Origin of the sequence: Legionella sp. 227, assembly GCF_043161935.1 — a bacterium.
Taxonomy (GTDB): domain Bacteria; phylum Pseudomonadota; class Gammaproteobacteria; order Legionellales; family Legionellaceae; genus Legionella; species Legionella sheltonii.
The window spans coordinates 3,640,800-3,665,669 of record NZ_CP171154.1 but is presented as its reverse complement, the minus strand read 5'-3'; the positions used below and the strand labels follow the sequence as shown (position 1 = coordinate 3,665,669).

The window sequence follows — 24,870 nt, the reverse complement described above, 5'->3', positions numbered from 1 at the left end:
AGATGAAATGTATTACTAAAAATCTGGCAGCACAGATGGAGTCTTGCATCAAACAAACCCATATAGAAGTGACCAAACAGTATCCACAAGGAAGAGTTTTGGAGGTCAATGGAGGCGCTGCCTGTTTTTCAGGGTTTGATTCGTATTTATCGCAGGTAGTTGGATGGGGTTTTGCTACAAAACCGGACCATTTTCGGACTGAAATTGAATACATCGAACATTTTTATAGAACCTTGAATCATAATCGTGTAGATATCGAGTTGTGTCCTTTTGTTGGAAATGATCTCACCCTATTTTTAAGTCAACGTGGCTACCGTATCAGTGAATTAAATAATGTATCGTTATTGGATTTAAAGTCATTTCAGCCTCTTGATTATGCTGCAAAAAATTTCATCATCCGAGAAATAAAGTCAAATGAAAAGGGGCAATGGGCCAAAAAAATAGCTTTAGGCTTCGATGCGCCTGAAGCTGAAGATCAATTTTTTCGTTATGCCCAATCTAAAGGAGTCAGTACCTTCGCTGTTTACGATAATGAGGTGATTGTAGCAGGAGCTACAATTGCCATGCATGGAGATTTTTGTGATTTAGGTGTTACCAGCACTTTGCCTGCCTATCGAGGAAGAGGATTACAAAAAAAATTATTAATCGCTCGCTTAAATATGGCAAAACAACTTGGGTTATCTTGGGCGACAGTCACTACTGAACCGGGAAGTGTTTCAGATTGTAATGTGCAAAAAATAGGTTTTCATTGTGCTTATACTCGAATCAAGATGACTTTAGAGTGACAGTTAACCAACTACAGTAGCGCTGGGTGCAGCGAAAACTGCCCTTAAAAATCTCATCTTCCACTCGAGGGAGAGGGGCAACTAGCTATTCTCAAGACCCTCATCCGCCCTAACGGGCATCTTCTCCCCATGGGGAGAAGGGAATACCATTAACTTTATGGCTGGATCGCTGCGCAATCCTTGTATGAAGGAACATTAGCACTTCCAACTAATAACAGTTACAATAACACACTTTTCGATTGAACCATTGAGTGATGAAAAAGAAACTCTCAGTTAAGACCAGCATTTTATACAAACGTTTGTTAGCTTATGTGAAACCGTTCTGGCCCATATTGGCATTAGGTATTTTTGCAAACATTTTGTACTCCCTGATTGATGCTGGTTTCACGTACATGATGCGGCCTTTTTTTGATAAAAGTTTTATTAATATCGATATGGATTTTATCAAGAAAATTCCATATATCGTTTTAATAGGGATTACTTTGAGGGGGCTTGTCAGTTCACTGGGAAGTTATTGCATGACTTGGGTTGCCCGAGCTGTAGTTAAGGTATTAAGAGAAAAGGTTTTTAATCATATTTTGCATTTACCTGCGGATTTTTATGATGAGGCAACCTCTGGGCAAATGCTTTCTAAAATTCTTTATGATGTAGAGCAAGTAGCCCAAGTTAGCGCAGATGCCTTAACTGATATTGTTCAAAATACCTGTTTAATTATTGGTTTTCTTACCGTCATGATGGTGATCTGCTGGCAATTGTCACTGATGTTTCTGTTAACCATCCCTTTTGTTGGCTTTATTGTGAACTACACAAATAAACGTGTTAGACGAATCAGTCATAAAGTCCAAAAAACAATGGGCGAAGTGACGGAGATCGCGAGTGAAGCCATTGAAGGTTATAAAGTAGTTCGTATTTTTGGAGGCATTACTTATGAATCTGGAAAATTTAGTAATGCGATAGAACGCTCCCGTCAAAATGATATGAAAGTTGCTGCGAGCAAGGCACTGAATGTCTCGGGCGTACAAATTGTGATTGCTATAGGCATTGCAGCAATTATTGCGGCTGCAATTCAATTGTCTACAGTAGTCATTATTTCTGCTGGATCTTTTTTAGCAATTATTGCTGCAATGATCCAGCTAATCAAACCTATGAAAACCTTAACTACGTTGAATGCTGTAATCCAAAAAGGTTTAGCTGGCGCAGAAAGTGTGTTCCATATGCTGGACCTGCCCATAGAGCAAGAGCAAGGTAACGTTTTGCCACAAAGAGCACGTGGTGATCTTGAGTTTAAACAGGTATCTTATGCATACAGGCAAGGAGAAAATGTATTACATAACGTGAGTTTCACTGTTGAAGCCGGTAAAACGGTTGCATTGGTAGGGCATTCAGGGAGTGGTAAAACAACTATAGCCAGTTTATTGCCTCGTTTTTATGAAGTGACTCAAGGTGTTATCACTCTAGATGATACACCGATCAATGAAATAAGTTTAAGCAGTTTACGTCAACAAATGGCTTTGGTGAGTCAAAATGTGACACTTTTTAATGATACTTTAGCTAATAATATTGCATATGGCCGTTCTGATGTTAGTCGTGAACAAATCATACAAGCCGCCAAAATGGCTTTTGCTGATGAATTTATCCGTCGTTTACCTGAAGGTTATGACACGCGTGTTGGAGAGAATGGGGTATTACTTTCTGGTGGCCAGCGTCAAAGGATAGCGATTGCACGGGCTATATTAAAAGATGCGCCTATTTTAATTCTTGATGAAGCAACGTCTGCTTTGGATAGCGAGTCAGAACGATACATACAGATTGCTTTGGAAGAAGTCATGAAAAATCGTACGACTTTAGTTATTGCGCATCGTTTATCAACCATTAAACATGCAGATAAAATTATAGTGATGCAAAATGGATGCATCGTGGAGCAAGGTACTCATCAGGAGTTACTTGATTTACAAGGGTACTATGCACAACTTCAGGGAATACAACGCTCAGATACAGGTCAAGAGGTTGCAATAGTCTGATGTCTTTCTTCTTTGAGAAATTATGGTATGGTGATCACCCGATGCAATGGGTATTACGTCCGTTCTCTTGGGTGTATTCGGTTTTCGCTTCAGTCAGACGCTCTTTTTTGCAACGTTTTAGTCAGTTTGATTGCCCAGTTCCGCTAATTGTTGTGGGAAATATAACGGTTGGAGGAGTGGGTAAGACCCCATTGGTTATCGAATTGGCCAGGCGAGTACAACAAAAAGGATTAAGAGTGGGGATCGTAAGCCGTGGTTATGGCGCGAAAATCAAACATTTTCCTTATGAAGTACAGGTTAATGATTCTGCACAGAAGGTTGGAGATGAGCCCTTACTGTTAGCACAAAAAACCAAATGTCCTGTAGTGATTGCCCCTAAACGCACTGATGCGGTTCGGTACCTTTTGGAAAAACATCAAAGTCAAATTATTATTAGTGATGATGGACTACAGCATTACCGTATGGGACGAGCTATAGAAATAGCGGTTATTGATGGAACTCGTGGATTGGGTAATGGTTTTTGTTTGCCTGCAGGGCCGTTAAGAGAACCTGCTACACGCTTAGATCAGGTTGATTTTATTGTGGTGAATGAAGGTAAGTGGAATAATGCGTATTCCATGGTATTAAGACCTGGAAAAATAAAGAAATTAAGTACTGATGAGGAAATTGATCCCCATGCATTAAATGGTAAATGGGAAGCGATTGCTGCGATTGGTAATCCTCAACGTTTTTATTCCACTTTGCAGCAATTAGGGATAGAATTCGATACCTGTTCTTATCCTGATCATTATCAGTTTAAGCCAGATGATTTGAATTATTGCAAATCACTTATTATTATGACGGAAAAAGATGCAGTGAAATGTCGATCTTTTAGTTCAGACACAATGCATTATTTGCCCGTAGACGCTGTATTGGATGATGCTTTTTGGGATGCATTGTGGTTACATCAACAGTTAAAAGGTTATTGCTGATTATGTTTGCTTGGATTCGCTGTTTTTTATTTTTAATCATATTTCCCATAAGTACTGGAGTGCTTGCAGCTGAAATAAAATCAGAAGCGCAGCAACAGGTACAACTCATAGATCCTAATGTAGGAAGTTGGACCTTTTCCGGCATGGTAAAGAATGAAAGTGGTGATAAATACGGATATTTTTTTGAAATGCAGCGTCAAGGTACCGAATTTCATACTCAAGCTGCTTTAATCGATGAAGAAACCAATAAGCTGGTATTTTTTTACGAAAATAAAGAAAAAATAGAGCAATCAACACCACTTGATTGGCATGTTGGTTATGCATTTATCCGCTATAATCCGATCAATGACAGCTGGATCTTTGGCGTTAAAGCAGCAGATAAAAAAGGCTTTAATTTTAAAGTGGACATGTTGAAGCAAGCAAACAACAATGAAACCTTAGTCTTACGACCTGGAGTAAAATTTCAAGTGTTACAGACTAGCCAGCTCAATGGACATATTCGTATTGATGATAAAGAGCAATTTGTTACCGGAAATAAAGCATGGTTTGGAAAATTGGTGTTAAATGATGATCAAAAAGACACTCATGAAATCAGCACCACGTTTTGTCGTTTAAATGATGATAATGGATTTTACTCGGCCAATCTTAAGGAAAAAGATGCGACCAGTGCCGCAGTTGCTGGTTGGCTAGACCCGTTAGGCAATAAAGTAAAAATGTCTCAATTTATTTCACTAAAACCTTTAGATAATGATCAGTGCATGTTAAAGGTCGGCTTGCCTAAGCTAAGCTTAAAATTGATTAATACCTTAAAGAGTAATGATTCATCATCACATACTGTGGCAGGTTTTTCTAAAGACAGTCGTGCTGGCTTTTGTTTTATGACTCAGCAATCATTTTTAAAGAATAAAGCCACTGAATTATCTGAGCATGACGTTAAGTTACATGCTTAATCCGGGCTACCAAGCGGTCATCCCTGCGAATGCAGGGAGCTATTTGTAAAGTACATCCTTTGCCTGGTTAGGATATTCTATCTTCCCAGCGTCGCAAACAATACTCAGTGGATTCATTTGAATTATGAACTATTTTATGAATGGATCTCTGCCTTCGCAGTGATGACAGAGCATGCGAGAAACGATAGGCTGTTCAACCACCCTGAAGAAATTGTACCATTTTGGGAGGGAGGGGGAGTGCAAAGATATAATCAGACAGCCGCAAAGTACCAGGCCATTATTATATAGTTAAAGGGGTGGTAACAGACACTTCTTGTTTTAAATCTGAAGTTTTTATTGGTTGTAAAGGAGTCTCTGGTTCCTTGATACTCGATTTATTATCCATCATTTTTTGTAATCTTTCTTTTACTGCAGGATCTAAAGCGAGCAGTTCGGAAGGAGGAACTTTTTTGGGCAGAGGTTTTGGCTCTGCGCTCTGTCCACGTAATGTCCCGTACATCATCATCTTATACGAATCAGGTTTCGCTAAATGAGGATCTAACTCTGCTTCCAACTTTCGTGCATAATCAGGATCCAGAATCCACATCGCATCGGCTAGCGCAGGAATTCGCATGTTGGGTTTGTCATCTATCCACCAGCCTAAATCAGTCATTGTTTCACGTACACAATCACCGTCAACGCTTTGGTCAGTAAATGCATAATGCAATATGGTGATAAGTGCTTTTTCTGGTTTCTCATAAGGAATACGAAGCTCGGTACAAAAACTAAAAAATCCAAATGAAAGCTCTTCTAATTTTTCATGATATTTTCGATTAAAAATTTCAGATAAACGTTTTGTGCTTTGTTCCTCTGGTGCTGATATTTTATACTTACCAAGACCTTCCTTACTTTTGTAAAACTCCGACATCAACAACGCATGCATGGTTGCAGTGGGATGGACATCATCCCAAAACATGTGTTTATTACCCGGAGCAACTCCTCCAGGAACTATTGGAATATTATGCGCTTTTGCATAATCTAAGTAAGGTTCAGTTAGGCTACTTTTATCAAAGTATTTACCATATCCTAAGTTGCCATTATCACGGACATCTTCATAAACCTTAGTAAAAACACTTTTGATGTCAAAAAGATCAATTGAACGGCCAGGATATCGTTCTTTTAATGTTTGTAGTTTCTCTGCTAATTTATCATTGAATAGATTTGATATTTTTTGAGCATTTTTACGTTCATCATCAGATTTGTGTTGATAGCGTGGCGTTAATGACAAATCAGGCAAATTACATAAAACAAAGTTGCTATAGCCTTGTTTAATTAATGACTCAATATTATCGATGTTACTTTGGGCGGCAAGTTCTGCTGCTTCTTCGGTTGGTTCTGAATTAACGGTAATTAAATCATTAGCACCGGAAAATACAGTAATAAGTGTCTTCTTTTTATGATCCTTAGAGGTTCCTTCATCTTTGTTGTCTTTCAAGAATTGCTTTATCTGCTGCGATACGTTGGATACCATGAAGCGTGTAATGAAAAGCTTTATCGATGTTAATGGGGAAAGAATAGAGAGAAAAATACCTTTCCAGCTGTAATCATAAGATGTTGAACCGCCTTGGCTATAGTTTCTATAGAAATTCTGCCCATTGTACTGAGCCACGCGGCCATTATCCAGTGAATAATATTCCTGAACGTATTCGTGATAACGCGGATCGCTTATAAATTGGTCAGAAACATCATCAGAAGATTCTCGAAGAGTGGCTTTTGGAAGTTCCTTTTTATTAATAGGAGCAGTACTCGGCGCGTTTTTTGGGTATCGACGTGAGATTGGGGCGGTTTTTTGAGTATTTTCTTGCTCGGCAGTGAACAGATGGCCTTCTTCTCTATCCTCTACTCGTTGTTTACGTTTTACTTCATTTATTTCGTCTTGAACTTCTTCTTGAGTGTATTTGTATTTTTTGCGCTGATTATGTGAGCGAAAAAGAATATCATCACTGATGTCGGCATTATCTAAGTTATACTTTCCAAAACGATTTTTTTTTAATTGATCATCATTAAGAAATTTACTGATGAGTGTTGATTTAAGCGAATCCGCCCAAGTATAACCATTAGTGAATCGCTCTTTAGGCGACCTATCCAGTCCTGTTATTTTTAGCCATAACTTTCTTGCAAAAGGCCCGAGAAAAGAAGCCTTTTCCCCCATGTTTTTACCGTCAGAAAGGCTATCGCCAAATACGACAAAATAGTTTATTTCCTTTTTGGGGTCAGAGAAAACAACAGGGTTAGATCCTTTTTTAGAGTATGCCATATAAAATAACTACACACTGGTTAATTCTTGTTATTTTATCGAAAGATTATTAAGGCATTATTAATTGAATAAGCCTTGCTGTTGTTTTTTTAAAAAAGTAAGACAGGATAAAAAGATAGACAGCTTTAGTTACATCTCTTTCTCTGGAAGAAATTGTGATAACGCACTGGCAATAACTAATGCAGCCGGAATGATTAAAAGGGTTAATTGATAATCCGCTAAAACATGGAGGTTCGTAGCGCCTTTGGAATAATCCAATAAATAACCAACTAATGGCTGGAGTAGGGGGGCAGTGACCATCGCTAAGGTATTCGTGAAGCCTGTACAGGCAGAGAGTGATTCTTCTGGAGCAAGCTCATTGGCAATAGTATAGGCAAGCATATACGCGCCACAACACAGTCCGATTGCGAACAACAAGATCCCTGTGAGGAGCATATTATGTATGGGTAAGTAAAGAACGAGAATGAATAAAACCGCAGTGGACAAGCAAGAAATATGAATTAGCGGTTTGCGCTTAGGCAGATGGATCGACAACCAGCCATATATGGGACAACTTAAACCAGCTCCTAACAAGATCATTGAGGTGAGAATACTGGCTGCTTCTATAGAGCAATCTAATTTCAATTGGAGAAAAGGAACGGCCCACATTGCGGCAAAAACAGTAATTACCGAAAATTCCAAGCCTACAAATAATCCATTCATCCATACCAATTTGTTTTTTACCATGAACAGCAAATGTTTTTTGTATTGATGATGATTGGTGATAACCGGTTTGTTGCTGGGGATAAAATTCGCACATAAAAAAGCAATTAAAAGACCAATGATACCTGCGGCAGCAAGAAAATAATGCCAGCTAATGTGAGTTATTTGCGAACCCATTCCAATCATGCTGATCACCGTTACAGTAAACCCTAGCGTTTCTGTGAGACCAATCATAAATGCATATTGTTTCAGAGGATAATGCTGGCGTAAGATTCGAGTCATGCCAACAAAAGCAAAAGAAGACCCGCCACCAATAATTAAACGGCCAAGAAATAAAACAAATAAGTTATAACCAGAAGAAAATAAAAAGCAGCCTAAAGCACATAATACGGCATTTAGGGACAATAAAGTTCGGGTATTGTACCTGTCAAAAAGAAGCCCAACTGGAATTTGCATTGTAGTATAAACGTAGTAAAAGGCACTACTTAATAGACCGGCGGTGAATGCAGTTAATTGTTTCTCATGCATTATAGCGCCAATAATAATCCCTGAAGACAATTGCAAGAAAAATTGAAATAGTAAAAAAAATACTCCGACCAACCAGATAATGGTTCTTTGGGGGCTATATTTTGGTGTGGATTTTAATAAATTCATTAATTCAATTTGCGAGCAAAAGGCGCAATATATAGCATCATGGGGAAAGTGTAAATTTATTTTAAATAATGCAATGTACTCATATAAAAGATAGGGGGGATCTTTTAAACGAAACCTACCTGCTGAGGCGATGCTGTTTCTTTAAACTCTCCAGCTTTGTTCATGGCGATTAGACATTCATCCAATCTATTCCATCCAGAGCGCACTCTTAGCTAAACCCAGGCTATCAATATTACACATACAGCCACATATTAACGGTATCTAACGGAAATGTGTGATAGGCACACCAACGTTGGATCATATCTTTATCTAATGTTGAGGGTATTCCATGTACCCCAGAAGTCAGTTTTTCTTTCAGAAAGGTTAAAGCAACCAGATTATGGATATAAAATTCGGGATCAATATACTTCATTGGTGTAGGGTCATTCAGTACAAAATTAACTGGCATTTTATGATTTAAGACTTCATCATCACTAAATTGAGGACCAAATTCATCATAAACCCCTAAATTGGCAAGTATCTTGCCACTAAACCAGGAGTGAGGGTAATTATTCATAATCGCTTTTTTTCCGGTCGCAGTAATCACCACATTTGCGTCGATTAATGCACGTTCGAGTCCGCTGAAGTCTTGGGGATCGAGCGCTTTGATACCTAAGTTTTGAGCGAGATTTCTTTGTTTTTCATTAGGATCTACAACTACAACAGGTACTTTATTTTGAGTACAGAAATAGGCAAGCCCACGACCAATCTTGCCAAAGCCAAAAATAACCCATGATGTTTCAGCTGGATTAATTCCTGTTAATTGAGTCAGAGCCATGTGGCTGCTCTCCGCGCATCCAAAAACTGTTTCCAATTGTTTTGTGAGTGAGCGATCAACACTGATCACTGGAAAATCAAGCACTTGTTGGCTATAGAGTTGATCTCCTGAGCCGGTTAATTCGATTGCTCCAATTTGGGGTTTTCCAAGAAATTGATGCAGTTGGGCACCACAATCAAAATAAAGATCAAAAGTTTCCCCAGCTAGAGTATGTGGATCCTCAACATAACGAATTTTTGCTTCATTTAAACAAGAGATTGCCTGTGGTTGTGCAAAACAAAAATCGGAAGGATTGGTTACCGTTATATCCGCACCTGCTTCAACTAAACAGGCTATTTTTAATAAGGTATTCATCACTAAGGGAACATGGTGGACTACTCGTAATCCGGTTAAAGGACGTGTATTACTCCACTCAGTGAGTTGTTGGTGCATAAAGGGAGCTTCTGTTTGAGGATATTTTTGAAAGAGTTTTTTTAAAGCGTCCTGCATCATGTTTTCAAAATTAGTAGATAATAGCCAATCCTATCATAATTTATTAATGTAGAAATATTTTTTAAGATAAAAAGAGAATTGCTATCTAGCTCCATTGCTTTTAGCCCGGATTATACTGAGATAATCTGGGCTAAAAGACTAAAATAATGCTACAAGGACAATTTATTTTTCTCAGTAGCGGTGTTGTCATCACCGAGCCAGCTTTCAATCCATTGCAAAAATCGAGATATTAAATCGGGTTTTGGGGCTTGGAAAAATGACAGCGGCTGCAATGTCCTTTGGTGATTACGTATTTGTCCTAAATAGCCCAACTCCTCTTTAAATAAGCTCTTTGTATCCGTTTGCTCATCTGTATTAATTTTTTGATTGAGCGAATCAATCCAGTTATCTAATTGAGATAAGTCGTTCGATGTAAAGGCATAGGATTTTTTAATTCGTGCTTTGAGTTGTTCTTGAGCAGTGTACTCATCTTTGAATTTGAGTTGGTCTGCCAAATCTTTCTTTAATTGTGTTCCATTCTCATTCGTTAAAATAGCATATTCTAAAAGATACAACTCTTGTTCGGTTTGCGCCGATGCAATTAAATTCTTGTAATGTAGGGCACGAGTTTGTCCACGATAATAATCAAAATAATAAGAAAAAAAGCTTAAATTTTTATCGCGATTGTTTAGGTAATAATTTAAGGCTTCGGCGCATTGCGTTCTCAAAGCATGGAAATCGGATTGTGCACTCATCGATTGAGTAGGCGGTTCTCCTTTTTTGTGTTGTCGATTTTGGTTTGTTTGAGAAGGATTTAACTGTTGCTGAATTCCGCCATCTTGAGGTTCTCTGGGGTGTGGCGAACCCGGTATGGTTTTTGAAGGAGCTCGATGAGCCTGAGTTTCATGACCTAAGTTCGATTCTTCAATGATTGCAGTGGGTAACACCTCTTCTTTTGTTGGTTGAGGCAAATACTGCAAAATTTCTGGGAGAACAAAATGTGTAGGCAAGTTTGTTACTTCCAAAGCATGCAGGAGTGACTGGATTTTTGTATTGAATTCCTTTCGAGTCTCCTCACTTTGTTCTAAAAGTGGCTTTTTAAATAGTCTGAGTAAACGATAAAGCTCGAGTTCCAATAGGCAAACCTCTTTAAATCGAGGGTTTTCTATTAATTTTTCCAACAGATTATAATGGTTTTCGTCGAGATAATCAGGAGCAATATCTTGTCCTGCAATGATGATTTTTATTTGTGCCAGATGATTCACTATTTCAGAGGATTCAATGGCTTTATCAAGATCAATGTTTTTCTCTTGAATGACCTTTTGACACTCTTCGAATATTTTGTCGAGTTGCTCAAGTGCTCGCTTGAGTGGCAAAAGATTAAATGTATAACGGTAAATTTGATTATTTAAATCAAGTTGTTTTTGCAGCATATCAAGCTCAATTTCTTCGAGTGCTTTTTGAATTTCCTCTCGATGCGGGATTGCCAATTGAGCAAGTACTTGAGGATTTGTGCTTTCCAGTAGTTTAAACAACTGAGGGCGAACGTCCGTCTTGTCATAATGCGCTTTGAGATTTGCAACATATGCTTTAATGATATCCATCCCGTGATCTTGTATCGGTTGTTGCAGCTCAGCATCCAAATCACTTAATTTTTGCCTCTCAATAAGATTTGCTAGAGCAGCCCATTCCTTTTGTTTTAGCGCTTCAGTTAATAATTTTTTGTAGCCATATTTTCTTTCAAATAAAGGGGCGATGCCTTTAAAGAGTACCGGATCTTTCAAGAGGTCTAGAATACTTTTATCGGGATCACTTGGAAGGTCACTTTGAGTAAATAGGCTTTTAAATACCGCTTCATTTTTTTCTTTAACAGCTCGTTTTAAAGGACTTAAAAAGTCTGAACTTGTAAACAATTTTGTATTCTGGAATGTAGGATCTTGTTCCGGATTTTTAATAGAGCTCAATAAGGAAGCTTTAGGGTGTGGTACGTTAGCTTTTAAAAATAATTGATATAGTCTACCGAGCCCCTGGGCATAAACTTTTTCAAAGAAAGCTGAAGCGGATTGATCACCAGCTAATTGCTGGACAGCATATTGTTGTTCACTAGTGCTTAGGATAATTTCCCGCGCCAGTAGCTGATTGGCTATTTTTTCTTGTTTTTTTTCGCAACTAAAAAGAAATAATTCTTTAAAATCCAGTCCGAAGTTAAGCTTGGATTCAATAAAAGGTTCTAAAACAGCATCATTGCCTTTTTCTATGGCTTGTTTTAATAATTCTAAAAGAGGTTGTTTTAATTGAGTTTTTGGAGTTACTCTTCCTTGACTCAAAAATCCAGCGACAACGTTTTTATTGTTATTAACTAGAGCAGAGGTAAAAATTTGCTCCGTTAATTCTGGCTCAATCACCACATTTTCTTTATCCAATAAAAAATCCAATGGAATTAGCATGTGATTTTGTGCCAGCAGCGGAATCAGCTTTGGATTTTCCTTTAAATTGGGAAAAAGTTGCAGCAGTAATTTGATCCCATTTTGATTTTTATTCTGAATTAATTCAGTAATGAACTCTTCAAGTTCAGTTTCTTCCCAGGTTACCTTGGGACATAACGATTTAGCTAGATAAGGAAGCTTATTTTGAAAACAACTTTTGACTAGCTTTTTTTGTTCTTCTGGTGTCAGTTTCTTTAACGAAAGCGCACTGGGTGGGATCTCGGATCCAGCTCTATTGAGTTTAGCCAGTTTTCCAGGGTTTGTAGCTGAATTACAGAGGTGCTCATTAACAAGTTCGGGGTCTTGTTGGACACAAGCCTTTATTACGGAAGGAATATTCCAATTTAAACTGTGTTCAAAAGTGAGTTCTTTGATCTTAGGGCTTGCTTTTGCAAGACTTTTTTCGATGATTGTGTAATCCTCATAATCAGAACACAACAGGAATAATTCACGTATATCCTTAGTATTATGCAGCACATTGTAATTTAGCTGAACTAATGTGGATAGAATCGATAAGTCTTCTTCTTGTAATCCTTTGGCATAGAGAAAATCCAAGGTTTCTGGTTCAAGCTGACTTTTCTTCGCGTTGAGTTTTTCCTGAAGAAATAGGCTCATTTCTTTATTGCCATTCAATAGGGCAAGAGTAAGTGCGTTTTTAATCGTTTCTTCAGAAATATTATCTTTCCATGAGTTCTTTACAAGCTCATTTTTTCTCAAGAAAATCAGTGCATTAAGTAGCGTTGTAGAACCAAGGGCTGTATTTAAATCAATTAAATGATACTGATGCTCATCAATGTTTTTCCAAAGTGTTGGCTGATGCGTTTGTTCTGCCCATGCACGTGCATAAGTTTCAAAAATGGTTGTATCATTACGTTCCGTGCACAAGGTGAGCAAATCTGGATCGTGAGTATCTACAACAAAACCAATTTCAAGAAGTCTTTTCAAAGTTATCGCATCAATATTTTGGACGAGCTCTTTGTTGAAAATGGATGGGAATATCTTGGGATCAATTTTCGCTGTGGTTAAATAAGGTATTAACAGATTTAAAACTTGATGTTGGTTAGTGATGGCTGCATGCTGGATTTGTTTTATGATTTGTTCTGGGGACAACTTATTTAAAAACTGATTTGTTTGAACCGACGGTGTTTCCTGTTTAACAAAAGTTAGAAATTGTAGATGGTTATAAGCAGTTTGATTTTTAGGTTCCTGAGAAAGATTTAATTGATCGAGTACCTTCAATAAGTAGCTGTGATCGGTTTCTTTTTTCATTAACAAACGGTATTCCGTTACTGAGCTGTTAAAAATGAGGCGCAGTTGGTCTTTTAATTCATTTTGTTCATTAGTTGCAGTATAGGTCTGGAGATAATGATCAATTAATTTTTCTGCCTCTTTTTGATTTCCCATACACAAAGTGAGAATAATTCCTTTCAAAACAGCTTTTTTTAGAATGGGTGATTTAGACTTTTGCAGTAAAAGATCATTGAACTCAGGACGAAAATATTCTTTTGATAAGTTGTCGTAATCGATTTTATCTTGTTGAAATAAGTATTTGAGTGTCTCGACATCTCCTGCCATGGCAGCAAAGAAGCTTGAGCGTGTATCGATCTGATTTGCGAAGGCAATTTGATGTAATTCATCATGAGAAGGGTAGTGCTCGGGAGTTGCATTGGGATGAGCAAATGTACGAATAAGGAGACCAAAAGAATTATCCTTGTAATCAAAGCAAATCTTAATTTCTTTGATTAACTCATCAATTGTCTCAAACTCTTTTATTTTTCTATTGTAGTTTGGATCGTAAACGACATATTTTCCGTTTTCAAAAGATAATGCAATTCCATGGTTATGACTGAAAACTAGGTAGGACCGATTCTCTCGGCCAATTTTTTTGAATATTTCTTCCCAGTGTGACTGCTCTGTAGTGAGTCCTAAATTAAATTCATTTTTTAAGGGTTTATTACCTATATTCAAGATTTTTTCAATATCACTTTGCTGAATCTCGTAATTACTATACTCATCAGCATGAAATGTTTTTTCGATTTGGATAATGAAATTGTCAATAGCAGAATTATCACCAATATGATAAGTACTAGGTAGAGAGGCTAACTGATCGAGTAAATCAAAAAACTGTGCCCTTTTATTTTGTAACGTATATTTGATGTATAAAGCAGCAAGTGCGGCACAAATTCCTTTTTTATTCAGTATAAAAGAGATATTTTTTTTTTGCTTTAGGCAAACGTTAACTGCGCTAATAATTTTGCCTTGGTTCGGCATGGGAGGACCCTCTCAATTTTAAATTTTTGACATTATAAGTGACACGTTAATTTAATACAATTCACTATGAACAAAAATTAATCATTCAGAGGTGATTAAGAATTTAAGTAAAGGAAATATAAAAAATATTATGCTTCTAAAATAATTTCTTTTGCAGGCGGTCTTAAATTGTAATTGGAACTCATGCAGTGTCCATAGGCCCCGGTATTGGCAATTAACATGATATCTCCTTCTTGAGTGATAGGTAATAAGCGGTCATATCCCAGTGTATCACCTGATTCACAAATCGGACCTACAATGTGTGCTACTCCGGATTGTTCCGAATAGAGCCGACTTAAGTTAACAATTTCATGATAAGCCCCATATAAAGAAGGCCTAATTAATGAATTCATTCCCGTTTCAATTCCTACAAATTGCACCGATGCTTTTTCTTTACATTGAGTGACCTTAGCTAAAATGATGCCACTTTCTGCGACAAAAAAACGCCCGGGTTCCATCCAGAATCTTAAATAAGGATATTTGGATTTGATTGCGAGTAGTTTTGAGTCAAGTTTTTTCAGATCTAAAGGGCTTTGTCCTGGTTTTTCAATGATTCCCAAGCCACCACCTAAATTAATGAACTGAACCTGAGGGAATTGCTTAAGAAATGAGGTAAGTACTAAAGCAGTTTGTTCCCAAAGTTCTGGAGTAAGAATCCCACTGCCTGAATGGGAATGCAGACCAATGACATGGATGTTATGTTCCTGGGCTAAAATTTTTAGTTGTTCTATATCCTTTTGAGCGATACCAAACTTTGACTCATTGCCTCCAGTCACAACATGTTTGTGATGACCCGCACCAACACCTGGGTCAATACGGACTATGACCTCGCGATTTTTAAATAACTCAGGCCAATTCCTTAGTGGGTACAAATTATCTATTGTCACATAACATCCTGAGTTCATCGCAACTTGATATTCCCTCTTTGGAGCAAAATTCGGAGTAAATAAAATTCGCTTTTTATCGATGTGAGGAAATAGATTATGTATGTGACTTAATTCCTGGATGGAAACGCATTCAAAACCAATACCTTCTTTTTCTAATGTTTTTAAAATTGATGGATGAGGATTGGCCTTGATTGCATAAAATAGCGTGTCGATTGCTTGTAGCGCCAATAATTTTCGTGCCTGGGATGTTTGTGTTGGGCAGTGATAAACATAACAGGGTGAATGATCCTCTGCAAGGGCGAGTAAATGTGTGCGTTCCAGTTCCCACCATGGAATAGCTCGAGTAACTGGTTTTTCCTTTTTTTTGGGGTGGAACACTTTTTCCAGTTGAATGATAAAATTATCCAAAATTGGATTATCCCCAATGAGATAATCGTTAGGTATAGCGCATAATTGGGCCAATGCCTCAAAAAATTGTTCCGTTTTATTTTCTAGAGCATAGTTTTCATAGAGGTTGGCAAGCCCTGCATAAGCAGATGAATTATCTAATTTAAAATCCTTAGTGGATTTTTGTTTGAGACATAAAGTGAGCGCATCAATCATTCGGTTGTGTGTGGGCATTATGAGCTCATGATTCCATTTTTGTCATATGAAATTATAATGCACAGCTTGCTTTAATTCAATTCAAAATGAATTTGGTTTCGTATTATGCACTATGGTGTTTTAAATTTATGCTTGCAATTTTATTGGCACTCAAATAGGCTGTATTGAAAAATAATTATCATAAGGAGTTGATATGTCACAATCTAAAATCAATATGGATGATGCTGGAAAGACGGGCGCATTGCTGGCAATTGGAAATACCCTTTTAGCGCCACTGTATTGGCTTGATGCAAAATTCGGTTTGACTACAGCCATTGTGGCAACCGGCGCTTTTTTATATGGTGCGCACGAGATAGGAAAAAAAAGAAGAGCAGTTGAGAATGGAGTAAATAACATGAATTCTTTTTTTGGTGGTAAAACGGGTGATAAAAGTACAGAGGTTCAAAATGCTCTGGCAAATATTTCCGTTGGAGGCGCAGCGATATTTGATGAAATTATGCCTAGTGATAAAAATGCTCGCCCTTAATGGGTACGTTTTCAAATTATGTATCAAGGAAGTGTAGTATGCCTAGAGATCAAGTAAATCCTGAAAAAACCCTCAAGACTGGTGCATTAATCAGTTTTGGAAATTTATTTATGTCCCCTTTTTATGCCAGATTAGGCCCATTTGCCTCTTTAACTCTAACCGCAGCAGCGGTGTTTGGATTGCATGAGATTGGCAGAAGCAAACAAGCAGGGAATGGTTTTTTCGGCTTTTTTTCAAACAAGCCTAATCCCGGTGTCTCTGATGTAAATACAGCGATGAAACATGTAGTGGAAGGTGGTGCAACGGTATTTGATCAAATTTTTTCTCCTGGGAACAAATAAATGTTGTAAGCTGATGCAGATCAGCGAAACCGGTGATCTCATTGACCTTCACTTATAAAAGCTTCTCCCTTCGTTATGCTCGGGAAGACGGGAATAGGAGAGAAGGGAAGTTTCTTTATGACTCCAATTGGTGAATCTTAACTAACATGCCTATTTGAGCATTATCTAAATAATACACAACATTCTCTTTAAGGCGTTGTTTTTGTGAAATAGTAAATGACGATTGTGGATTATTGGGCGGTGATACTTGGAACTTTGCATCAAAAAAATAATAACTCGCTTGCTTCACATTTAAAGTCCCTTGCATTTGCCAGCCGTTATGTTCAACCATCGGAAAAGCGACACTACTTTGATTATTTGCTGGTTGCCTCCATGAATAATGGGCTAGGACTTGATAGTGAGATTTACGAGTTAGCAAATAGTATTCATCACGCAAGCTTGAAGAAGATGGGGGCAACAATCGGTAAGGTTTTCCTGATTTGTCTGTATCAGTCTTTAAGGATATCGCGTTTGCACCGATTGGAATGAGCGGTGCGTCGATAGCTAGGCCAGTGTTTTGATTTGGGTGTGCAAATAGGATCAAATCAATTTGATAGGGAGATTTGGCTAAGGCCAGACAGGAATACAGAATACTTATTGCTACTATTATTAATCGTTCCATGGCTAATTTATTTTTATTGTTATTGATGTACCATCGTAGTTTAGGTGCAGAATAATTACCCTTCTCCCTATTTAGGGAGAAGGTGTCCACCAGGGCGGATGAGGGCTACGATGATCCTATATTAGTTGAGCAAGTATACCCCCTCTGGAAGAATTCACTCAACAACAATTTTAGGAAACTTGTCTGCATAATTAACTGGTTTTTTGGCCAATTCAATCGCGCTCTTCATTGCTGTTTTAATTAATGTATCCGTTAACTCATCACGGGCTTTAGTTGCAGTGGGAGTGCCTTCATCACAGTTTTCTCTAATGCGTCCATCTAAGGGAAGTTGTCCTAGTAATGTCGTATGGTGCGCAGTACAAAGTGTTTCTGCACCACCTGCACCAAAAATTGATTCTTGATGTCCGCATTGGCTGCAGATATGAGTGGACATATTTTCTATGATACCAAGAACATCAATTCCTGTTTTAGAAAACATATGTATTGCTTTTTGTGCATCAAGTGTTGCTACGTTTTGTGGGGTAGTCACTACTATCGCTGCAGTCAATGGAATTTTTTGTACTAAAGTCAGTTGGATATCACCCGTACCAGGGGGTAAATCAATCAATAAATAATCCAAATTATCCCAAAGGGTAATATCCAGCATTTGGATTAGGGATTTGGCAAGCATCGGACCTCGCCAGATTATCGCTTGGTCACTGTCTGTTAGATAGCCAATAGACATGCTTTCTATTCCATGGGCTTTTGCAGGAAGATAATGTTCGCCACTCACTTGCACCGGTTCTGTTTCGCCGAGCATTAAAGGCATACTAGGGCCATAGATGTCTGCATCTAAAATGCCTACCCGCGCACCTAATCGAGCTAATGCAGTTGCTAAGTTAACGGTTATAGTAGATTTCCCGACTCCTCCTTTTCCGGACGCTACAGCAATAGTATTTTTTACTCCACGTAAACCTTTGCCTACGAGTTGTGTTTTGTGAGGTTTAATCCATTGATTGACATGAATTACTATCTCTTGATTAGGAAATGCTGATTGTAAGGCTGCGAGAAACAGGGGTTTGTAATTTTCTTCAAGCAAATTACAAGGAAAGCCTGCGGTAAGAGTGACGAGCAACTGATTGTCAGCCATTTCAAGGCTAAATTGTAAGTTCATTTCCTTACCTGTGAGGCCGAGAAACGGATCTTTTAGAGTATTTAGTAAGTGAATTACAGTATTTTCAGTGGTCATGGCTTAACCTTGAATGGAAAAGAGGAATGATAGCGCAGAGGTGGGTCTGTTTACAATTCTACTATCTTGGCCAAAATGGCTCAATCTAGCGAATTGTAAATAGACCCTAGGAGAAAAGATTCTATGTGATGAGCATTTCGGAGGGCTCGTATTGCCAATTAGTCCAATGATTGCTCAGGAGATAATAAATCCCGCAATAGATGGGTAAAGGTGTTTGTTTTGATATATAAGAACCGTACTCATTCAATTGATCTCGGTGTTTTCTCAAGGATGTTTCATCCTCTTTTCCTGTTTTGAAGTCGATAATCCAGCGTTTTCCTTGATCCTCAAAAGTACGATCAATAATCCGGGTAATCGGTCTATTTTGCTGTTCTACCAATAATTCGTATTCGTTTTGTTCTTGATGATGTTTGCTAATAATCCACAACCCTATTTGATCCTTAAACATTCGGGTGATTTGTTCTTGCATATTGAGCAGGGCCTCATGTTGCATTGATTCATCGAAGCCTAGCTTCCGTAATTCATAACGGGCTAAACTCCAGGGGATTTCGGTTAGGGTTTTAGGATGATTATCACATATCCATTGCAATAATTGGTGCGTTACTATACCGATGAGTCGAGGAGTAGTCGTTGATAAAGAGGAAGATGTTGTCTTGGCATGGGTGAGCATTTCAAGGGTTTCAGAAGTTTTATTTTGATAATAAACGAGGGGTAAGCGTCCGATTTTCGGTAAAAGCTGGTTTGATTCTTCAATACTGGATAAAGGCTCTTCTGCAATAAACTCTATATTTTTCAGAAGATTTCGAAATGAAGTTTTAGAAGACTTTTCTGAGTGATCCGTTAAATACAAACGCGACTTTGCTCGTGTTACAGCAACATACAGTAATCGTTGTGCTTCATAACGACTTTTTACTTCATCTAACTGACTTAAGTAATCATATAAAGCACAATGGTCTTGATGTGCCGCGTGGATAGGGGACATCAGCAACAAATTACCATGTTTCTGAGTAGGTAAATTGAGCCAACGTAACATTGGATTATCACCACGATTGGGTTGTGCTCCCAAACCAGGTAGAAATACAGTATCAAACTCCAATCCTTTAGATTTATGAATCGTCATCACGTGTAACCGAGAAGGATTTGCTTGTTGTGAATAGAGTTTATTAAGTTCTGCGAGAAATTCATTCATATCCGATAAGCGACCGTCTTGTTGATAACGATCAAGCAAGGTCCAGAATTGTTCCAGGTCATTGAGTTGATTGGCATTTAGAATATGTTCAATATGTAATTCTTTTAAGGTTCTGATCACCCAGGCTGAGAGTTGGGTTTCATATCTTTGGCTGAGTGATTTGTGCATGACACGTATCAAATAACTCGCGCGAATCCTGCCTTCTTCACTGAGGCCTGAGATCTTGTCTAAATGTAATAAAGCGAAGTAAATCGATTTTTTCTTATTGAACTGGGCTATGGCATGAATATCACTTAAAGACAACCCACAATAAGGACTACGCAGGACAGCGAGCCAGGAGAGGCGATTGGCGGGTGTCAATAAAGCTTGAGTTAGTGACCAAACATCACGTAAGTGGCCTAGATTGGCCAATAAAGTAATATCAGTGCCTTGATAGCGGATTTGATGTTGGCGTAAGAGACGAATGATTTCGCTAAGTTGGGTTCTTGAGCGCACAAGAATCGCCATAGTTTGCTCAGGATCAGTTTGCAGCTCCTGTTGGATGATTTCTATGAGTTTTTTTGCTTCCTGTTTTCGATTTTTAAATTGCAGGGCTTGTACCATGCTGCATTCTTTATTTTGAATGACATTGACACTAGGATGAAATGAAACGGCCCCAGATTCTATATCGACTTGCTTAGGGAAAATATGGGTGAACTGATTATTTACCCAATTAACAATGGTTTGTGTAGAGCGAAAATTACAGCTTAACTCTAGAGACTGAAGTGTAACAGGACCTATACCTTGTTCTTTAGCACGAAAGAATAAGCCTACTTCCGCTTGCCGAAAACGGTAGATGGATTGCATGGGATCGCCCACAATAAAAAGGGTTCTTCCATCGCCTTCTTCCCATCCCAAAACTAGTTTAGTTAAAAGTTCAAATTGGGTAATCGAAGTATCCTGAAACTCATCAACCAGAATATGTTGAAGAGTATGATCTAAATACAAAGCTAAATCAGTTGGATTTTCTTCATTACCTAAGGCATTTAATGCTTGCTGAGCTATGGCAGTAAAGTCAATTTCATTGTGTTCGCTAAATAAAACGTGCAAATGACCTACAAGGATAGGGAGCAACACAAACAGGGCTTGCAGAACTTCCCATTGCTCAGGATCATATTCTGGTGCAGGTAAGTTACTGACTTGGATTAACGCTTCCAGGAAATCAGGGTACTCATTTAAATCAGTGAGTAATTCTTTGCTTGCATTTTTAAGTCTCTTGTATTCATCAGCAGGGCAGGAGGAACTAAGCAAGCCAACATGATGATCAAAACTTTTACGTAAATTGCCATCACCAGTAAGCAATAATTTACTTAAGGCGGTTGCAGTTTCTTGATTTGTCTGTTGAAAATCATACCAATCTTTGAGACGGTAACGTGGCGAACTCGGGTTGTTTTCTATAATCGCTAATTCACGTGCAGATCGAGTCAATTCCTCACATAGATGTGGGGGGAGACTTTGTTTGAATCGCTTTAACTCGTGTTGCTCTATAAGTTGGAGTGCTCGTTCAAAAGTCGATTTTTCTTGAGTGCGCGCTTGAAATAAAGGGGCTAACCATTGATCCCTTTGAGATAGGAGTGTGGTAAAGAGTTCTAGCAGTCGATCTTGACGGTTATCCACATGCAACAAGAGCGTTTTTATTGCTTTTTGGTATTCTGGTGTTGTCAGAGCAAATTGAATACAGCGTCGTCCTGCATTTAAATAATGATTCTCTACTTTTTCCGTAATTTGTGAATAAGCAATTTGTTTTTCCAAAAGAGGAATTGCTTGATTGATGCTTTGGCATAAGGAGTCAATCGTAATCACTCTCAATCGATTCGGCTGTTGCAATAAATTCCATTGAAAATGTGCATCTCGTTGAAGCGCTTCTCCAGCGAAAGCAAGTGTCTTTTGTTGATGGGGTGTATCGGCTTTTTTTTTATTTGCTGCTTGCTGTAAGGCATGCACAATACGTTCGCGCATTTCGCTTGCTGCTTTACGCGTGAAAGTTAGTGCGATAATTTGTTCTGGGGCAGTGACTGTGCTTAACAGTCTCAAATAACGTTGGGTGAGAATTTCAGTTTTGCCTGAGCCTGCAGGAGCTTGTACGATAAATGATAAGGAAGGATCCGTAGCTTGGCTTCGTTGATCACTGTCGACTAACATTGTTTTAATCCCTGTATGTTTATTTTTTGAGAATGTAAGATGTCTTCACTCGTCTTGGCAGGCACCTTATCCCCATGTAACTTAGGCCTTGGCCCAACATCACTGAATCACAATCGTCGTTGAGCCAAGGCCATAAGCTATATGGGGAGAAGGAAGACTTATTCAATAACGATTTCTTGTGCTGGTGGGCGCAAATTGTAATGTGAACTCATGCACCGGCCATAAGCTCCTGCGTTGGCGATTAATAATACATCACCTTCCTCTGTCACGGGCAATAATCGGTCATAGCCCAGGGTGTCACCTGATTCACAAATTGGACCAACTATATGGGAAAATCCGGCTTTTTCTTCATACAATCTGCTTAAGTTAACAATCTCATGGTAAGCACCGTATAAAGAGGGACGAATTAGGGAGTTCATCCCTGTTTCGATGCCAACAAATTTTACCTTACCTTTTTCTTTACATTGAGTTACTTTGGCAAGAATAACACCACTTTCTGCCACAAAAAATCGTCCGGGCTCAAGCCAAATTTTAATTTGTGGATAACGTGTTTTTACTGCCATTAACAGGGCATCTAAACTTGTAAAATCCAATGGTTGTTGCCCTGGTTTTTCCACTACGCCCAATCCTCCACCTAGATTAATCGATTGAACGTGTGGGAATTGTTCCGTTAAAGACGCGAGCATTAAAGCTGTTTGTTGCCACAATTCTGGGGTTAGAATGCCGCTTCCTGAATGAGCATGCAATCCCACCACTTGGATATTATGTTTTTTGGTTAATGCGACAACTTGCTCAATATCATTTTGTGTAATACCAAATTTTGACTCATTGCCTCCTGTTGAAACGTGCTTGTGATGGCCAGCTCCAGTACCTGGATCGATACGAATAATGACTTCACGGTTTTTAAAGAGATCTGGCCAGTGCTCTAAAGGATACAAGCTATCAATGGTGACATAACAACCTATATTGAGCGCATACTCATACTCAGTTTTTGGTGCAAAATTTGGTGTAAATAGAATACGCTTTCGGTCTATCTTAGGGAAAAGTTCCAATACTCTATCCAGTTCTTGAATAGAAACACATTCAAAACCGATGCCTTCTTTTTCCATAGTTTTTAAAATCGAGGGATGAGGATTGGCTTTTATCGCGTAAAACAGCGTATCAATCGATTTTAAAGCCAGTAGTTGCTTGGCTCGGGCAGCTTGGGTTTCGCTATGATAAACATAGCAAGGTGAATTGAGTGAGGCAATAGTTAATAAACGATCGCGCTCTTTTTCCCACCACGGAATACTACGCACAGTAGGTTTACCAAATTCTTCATGCCAGCTTTTTGAGTAATAAAAAATTTGAGGGTTATTTTCTATGAGCAAATGATGCAGCTTTTGGCATAATTGATTTGCTTGTGATTCATCAACAACAAACGTGAGGTTCAAATCATTGGATGCAAGCGACATTAAATAGACTTGTTTGGCTTCAAACACTTCTAAAGCTGGGCCAAGTTGTGGCAGTACCGTTCTGATGTGATGACCAACGAGACTTACTGCACTACAGGGTTCAATGAGTTTCGCTCGACCGAATTGATTTAATTCTGCTAATAAAGCATTAATTGCCGGTCGATCATGTATCTTACTGTTGATATCGAGAGATAATGTCACGTTAAACTCAGAAGACGAGAGTAAGTCTACTGAGAAACCATGATGTTTAAAAGCAGTAAATACATCAGATAAAAAACCCACTTGTTGCCACATGTGTAATGTATCAATAGAGATCAATAGGATACTGTTTTTTATCTGAATGGATTTAATGAGTGGGGCCGTTTCATCAATATCTTTAGTGATGAGCGTTCCTGAATGTTCCGGCATTTGTGTAAATTTGACTGACATTGGAATATTGGCTCGACGAACAGGAGGTATGCAATTGGGGTGTAATACTTTGGCACCCATAGTTGCAATTTCCTGCGCCTCATCGTAGTTTAATTTCTTCAATAACCGGGCTTGTGGCAGTTGGTGCGGATTGGCTGTATATATTCCAGGAACATCCGTCCAAATTTCACACGATGCAGCTTGAAGTTTCCCTGCGAGCAGAGCAGCTGAAGTATCCGAGCCTCCTCTGCCTAGCAAAACGGTTTCACCTTGTGGATTTGCAGCAAAAAAACCTTGAGTAATAATGGCTTGAGCGCCACAGGAGATAAATTTTTCAACTAATTCAGGATCATACTCACTCTCACAACGAGCGGATAGATAATTCGCTGGCCCTCCATCAGGAAATGGAATACTGGTTAAGAGTTCACGAGCATCATACCATGTACAATGGATTCCTTCTCTTTCGAGAAAAGCATGGCCTAGGCGAGTCATCATGAGTTCGCCCATACTTAAAATTTCCGCATGAGTTTTGGCAGGAGCTTGTTTCAATAAGGCAATACCAGTGAGCCATTGTTCTAATTGAAGCAGATCTTTAGCAATTAACTCAGGATCTACCTCAAGTTGTTCCGCAAGATTGAGATGACCATTACGAATCTCAGTCAAAATGCTCTGATGTTCATTGATTAAAGCAGCCTCAATGGCTTTTTCAAGTTTATTGGAAACTTGCGTCAGCGCGGAGCAAACAATAACAGGTTGTACCCCAGAATTTATATGTTTCTTAGTAATGGAGGCGATATTATTCCATGTGTTACGAGTTGAAACGCTGGTACCACCAAATTTGGTTACTATTTGTTGCATGATTCATTTCCGCACAAAATTAATACACATTACCATGGAGGGGAGGAGCAGCACAAGTCTCCAGAACACGA

General features: G+C 38.5%; 14 protein-coding genes and 1 pseudogene. 6 read left to right on the top strand and 9 right to left on the bottom strand.

All coding sequences use genetic code 11. The annotated features are described in order from the left end of the window. Positions 1-2: 2 nt before the first annotated feature. The 4 genes from ACF8MK_RS15930 to ACF8MK_RS15915 all read left to right on the top strand — a co-directional run bounded on the left by ACF8MK_RS15930 (position 3) and on the right by ACF8MK_RS15915 (position 4,727). Positions 3-785 (top strand): GNAT family N-acetyltransferase, encoded by a 783-nt coding sequence (locus ACF8MK_RS15930; protein ID WP_392537479.1) that lies wholly within the window; start codon positions 3-5, stop codon positions 783-785. A 254-nt stretch (positions 786-1,039) separates the two neighbouring features. Continuing rightward, positions 1,040-2,806, top strand: coding sequence for a lipid A export permease/ATP-binding protein MsbA (gene msbA, locus ACF8MK_RS15925; protein WP_392537478.1), 1,767 nt, complete (start codon positions 1,040-1,042; stop codon positions 2,804-2,806). Further along, a complete protein-coding gene (gene lpxK, locus ACF8MK_RS15920) occupies positions 2,806-3,777 on the top strand; it encodes a tetraacyldisaccharide 4'-kinase (protein WP_392537477.1) in 972 nt (323 codons plus the stop codon). The genes msbA and lpxK overlap by 1 nt, the downstream gene beginning before the upstream one ends. Before the next feature lie 2 nt (positions 3,778-3,779). Beyond that, positions 3,780-4,727: a hypothetical protein gene (locus ACF8MK_RS15915; RefSeq protein WP_392537476.1), complete on the top strand. Its 948-nt coding sequence runs from the start codon at positions 3,780-3,782 to the stop codon at positions 4,725-4,727. Between the two features lie 280 nt (positions 4,728-5,007). On the opposite strand, the gene ACF8MK_RS15910 is transcribed toward ACF8MK_RS15915, so the two are convergent. From ACF8MK_RS15910 to lysA, 5 genes and pseudogenes are all read right to left on the bottom strand, one after another. After that, a complete protein-coding gene (locus tag ACF8MK_RS15910; RefSeq protein ID WP_392537475.1) occupies positions 5,008-7,023 on the bottom strand; it encodes an SGNH/GDSL hydrolase family protein in 2,016 nt (671 codons plus the stop codon). A 129-nt stretch (positions 7,024-7,152) separates the two neighbouring features. Then, the gene (locus ACF8MK_RS15905) at positions 7,153-8,379 is read right to left on the bottom strand and encodes an MFS transporter (RefSeq protein WP_392537474.1); all 1,227 of its coding nucleotides are present in this window, start codon (positions 8,377-8,379) and stop codon (positions 7,153-7,155) included. Between the two features lie 232 nt (positions 8,380-8,611). Continuing rightward, complete coding sequence (locus ACF8MK_RS15900) at positions 8,612-9,688, bottom strand: saccharopine dehydrogenase NADP-binding domain-containing protein (protein WP_392537473.1); 1,077 nt, start codon at positions 9,686-9,688, stop codon at positions 8,612-8,614. A gap of 149 nt (positions 9,689-9,837) precedes the next feature. Continuing rightward, positions 9,838-14,424, bottom strand: coding sequence for a hypothetical protein (locus tag ACF8MK_RS15895; protein WP_392537472.1), 4,587 nt, complete (start codon positions 14,422-14,424; stop codon positions 9,838-9,840). Positions 14,425-14,552: 128 nt separating this feature from the next. Next, positions 14,553-15,806 (bottom strand): annotated as a pseudogene (gene lysA / locus ACF8MK_RS15890) (diaminopimelate decarboxylase); the annotation flags it as partial. Between the two features lie 340 nt (positions 15,807-16,146). Here lysA and ACF8MK_RS15885 point away from each other — a divergent pair. Next, positions 16,147-16,479: a hypothetical protein gene (locus ACF8MK_RS15885; protein WP_392537471.1), complete on the top strand. Its 333-nt coding sequence runs from the start codon at positions 16,147-16,149 to the stop codon at positions 16,477-16,479. Positions 16,480-16,517: 38 nt separating this feature from the next. Next, a complete protein-coding gene (locus ACF8MK_RS15880; protein ID WP_392537470.1) occupies positions 16,518-16,820 on the top strand; it encodes a hypothetical protein in 303 nt (100 codons plus the stop codon). Positions 16,821-16,935: 115 nt separating this feature from the next. Here the strand turns inward: ACF8MK_RS15880 and ACF8MK_RS15875 are convergent, their stop codons facing one another. The 4 genes from ACF8MK_RS15875 to ACF8MK_RS15860 form a co-directional block, all read right to left on the bottom strand. Further along, entirely contained in the window at positions 16,936-17,481 is a 546-nt protein-coding gene (locus ACF8MK_RS15875; RefSeq protein WP_392537469.1) for a CsiV family protein, read from the bottom strand. A gap of 154 nt (positions 17,482-17,635) precedes the next feature. Continuing rightward, positions 17,636-18,709: an iron-sulfur cluster carrier protein ApbC gene (gene apbC / locus ACF8MK_RS15870; protein WP_392537468.1), complete on the bottom strand. Its 1,074-nt coding sequence runs from the start codon at positions 18,707-18,709 to the stop codon at positions 17,636-17,638. Positions 18,710-18,830: 121 nt separating this feature from the next. Next, positions 18,831-22,079, bottom strand: a complete 3,249-nt coding sequence (locus ACF8MK_RS15865; protein ID WP_392537467.1) for a UvrD-helicase domain-containing protein — start codon at positions 22,077-22,079, stop codon at positions 18,831-18,833. A gap of 158 nt (positions 22,080-22,237) precedes the next feature. Beyond that, entirely contained in the window at positions 22,238-24,799 is a 2,562-nt protein-coding gene (locus tag ACF8MK_RS15860) for a bifunctional aspartate kinase/diaminopimelate decarboxylase (protein WP_392537466.1), read from the bottom strand. Positions 24,800-24,870: the final 71 nt, after the last annotated feature.

Coding starts and splice junctions, on each gene's coding strand:
- ACF8MK_RS15900 (WP_392537473.1), bottom strand. CDS start 9,688: ATGATGCAGGACGCTTTAAAAAAACTCTTTCAAAAATATCCTCAAACA.
- ACF8MK_RS15895 (WP_392537472.1), bottom strand. CDS start 14,424: ATGCCGAACCAAGGCAAAATTATTAGCGCAGTTAACGTTTGCCTAAAG.
- ACF8MK_RS15910 (WP_392537475.1), bottom strand. CDS start 7,023: ATGGCATACTCTAAAAAAGGATCTAACCCTGTTGTTTTCTCTGACCCC.
- apbC (WP_392537468.1), bottom strand. CDS start 18,709: ATGACCACTGAAAATACTGTAATTCACTTACTAAATACTCTAAAAGAT.
- ACF8MK_RS15860 (WP_392537466.1), bottom strand. CDS start 24,799: ATGCAACAAATAGTAACCAAATTTGGTGGTACCAGCGTTTCAACTCGT.
- ACF8MK_RS15865 (WP_392537467.1), bottom strand. CDS start 22,079: ATGTTAGTCGACAGTGATCAACGAAGCCAAGCTACGGATCCTTCCTTA.
- ACF8MK_RS15875 (WP_392537469.1), bottom strand. CDS start 17,481: ATGGAACGATTAATAATAGTAGCAATAAGTATTCTGTATTCCTGTCTG.
- ACF8MK_RS15930 (WP_392537479.1), top strand. CDS start 3: ATGAAATGTATTACTAAAAATCTGGCAGCACAGATGGAGTCTTGCATC.
- ACF8MK_RS15905 (WP_392537474.1), bottom strand. CDS start 8,379: ATGAATTTATTAAAATCCACACCAAAATATAGCCCCCAAAGAACCATT.
- lpxK (WP_392537477.1), top strand. CDS start 2,806: ATGTCTTTCTTCTTTGAGAAATTATGGTATGGTGATCACCCGATGCAA.
- ACF8MK_RS15915 (WP_392537476.1), top strand. CDS start 3,780: ATGTTTGCTTGGATTCGCTGTTTTTTATTTTTAATCATATTTCCCATA.
- msbA (WP_392537478.1), top strand. CDS start 1,040: ATGAAAAAGAAACTCTCAGTTAAGACCAGCATTTTATACAAACGTTTG.
- ACF8MK_RS15880 (WP_392537470.1), top strand. CDS start 16,518: ATGCCTAGAGATCAAGTAAATCCTGAAAAAACCCTCAAGACTGGTGCA.
- ACF8MK_RS15885 (WP_392537471.1), top strand. CDS start 16,147: ATGTCACAATCTAAAATCAATATGGATGATGCTGGAAAGACGGGCGCA.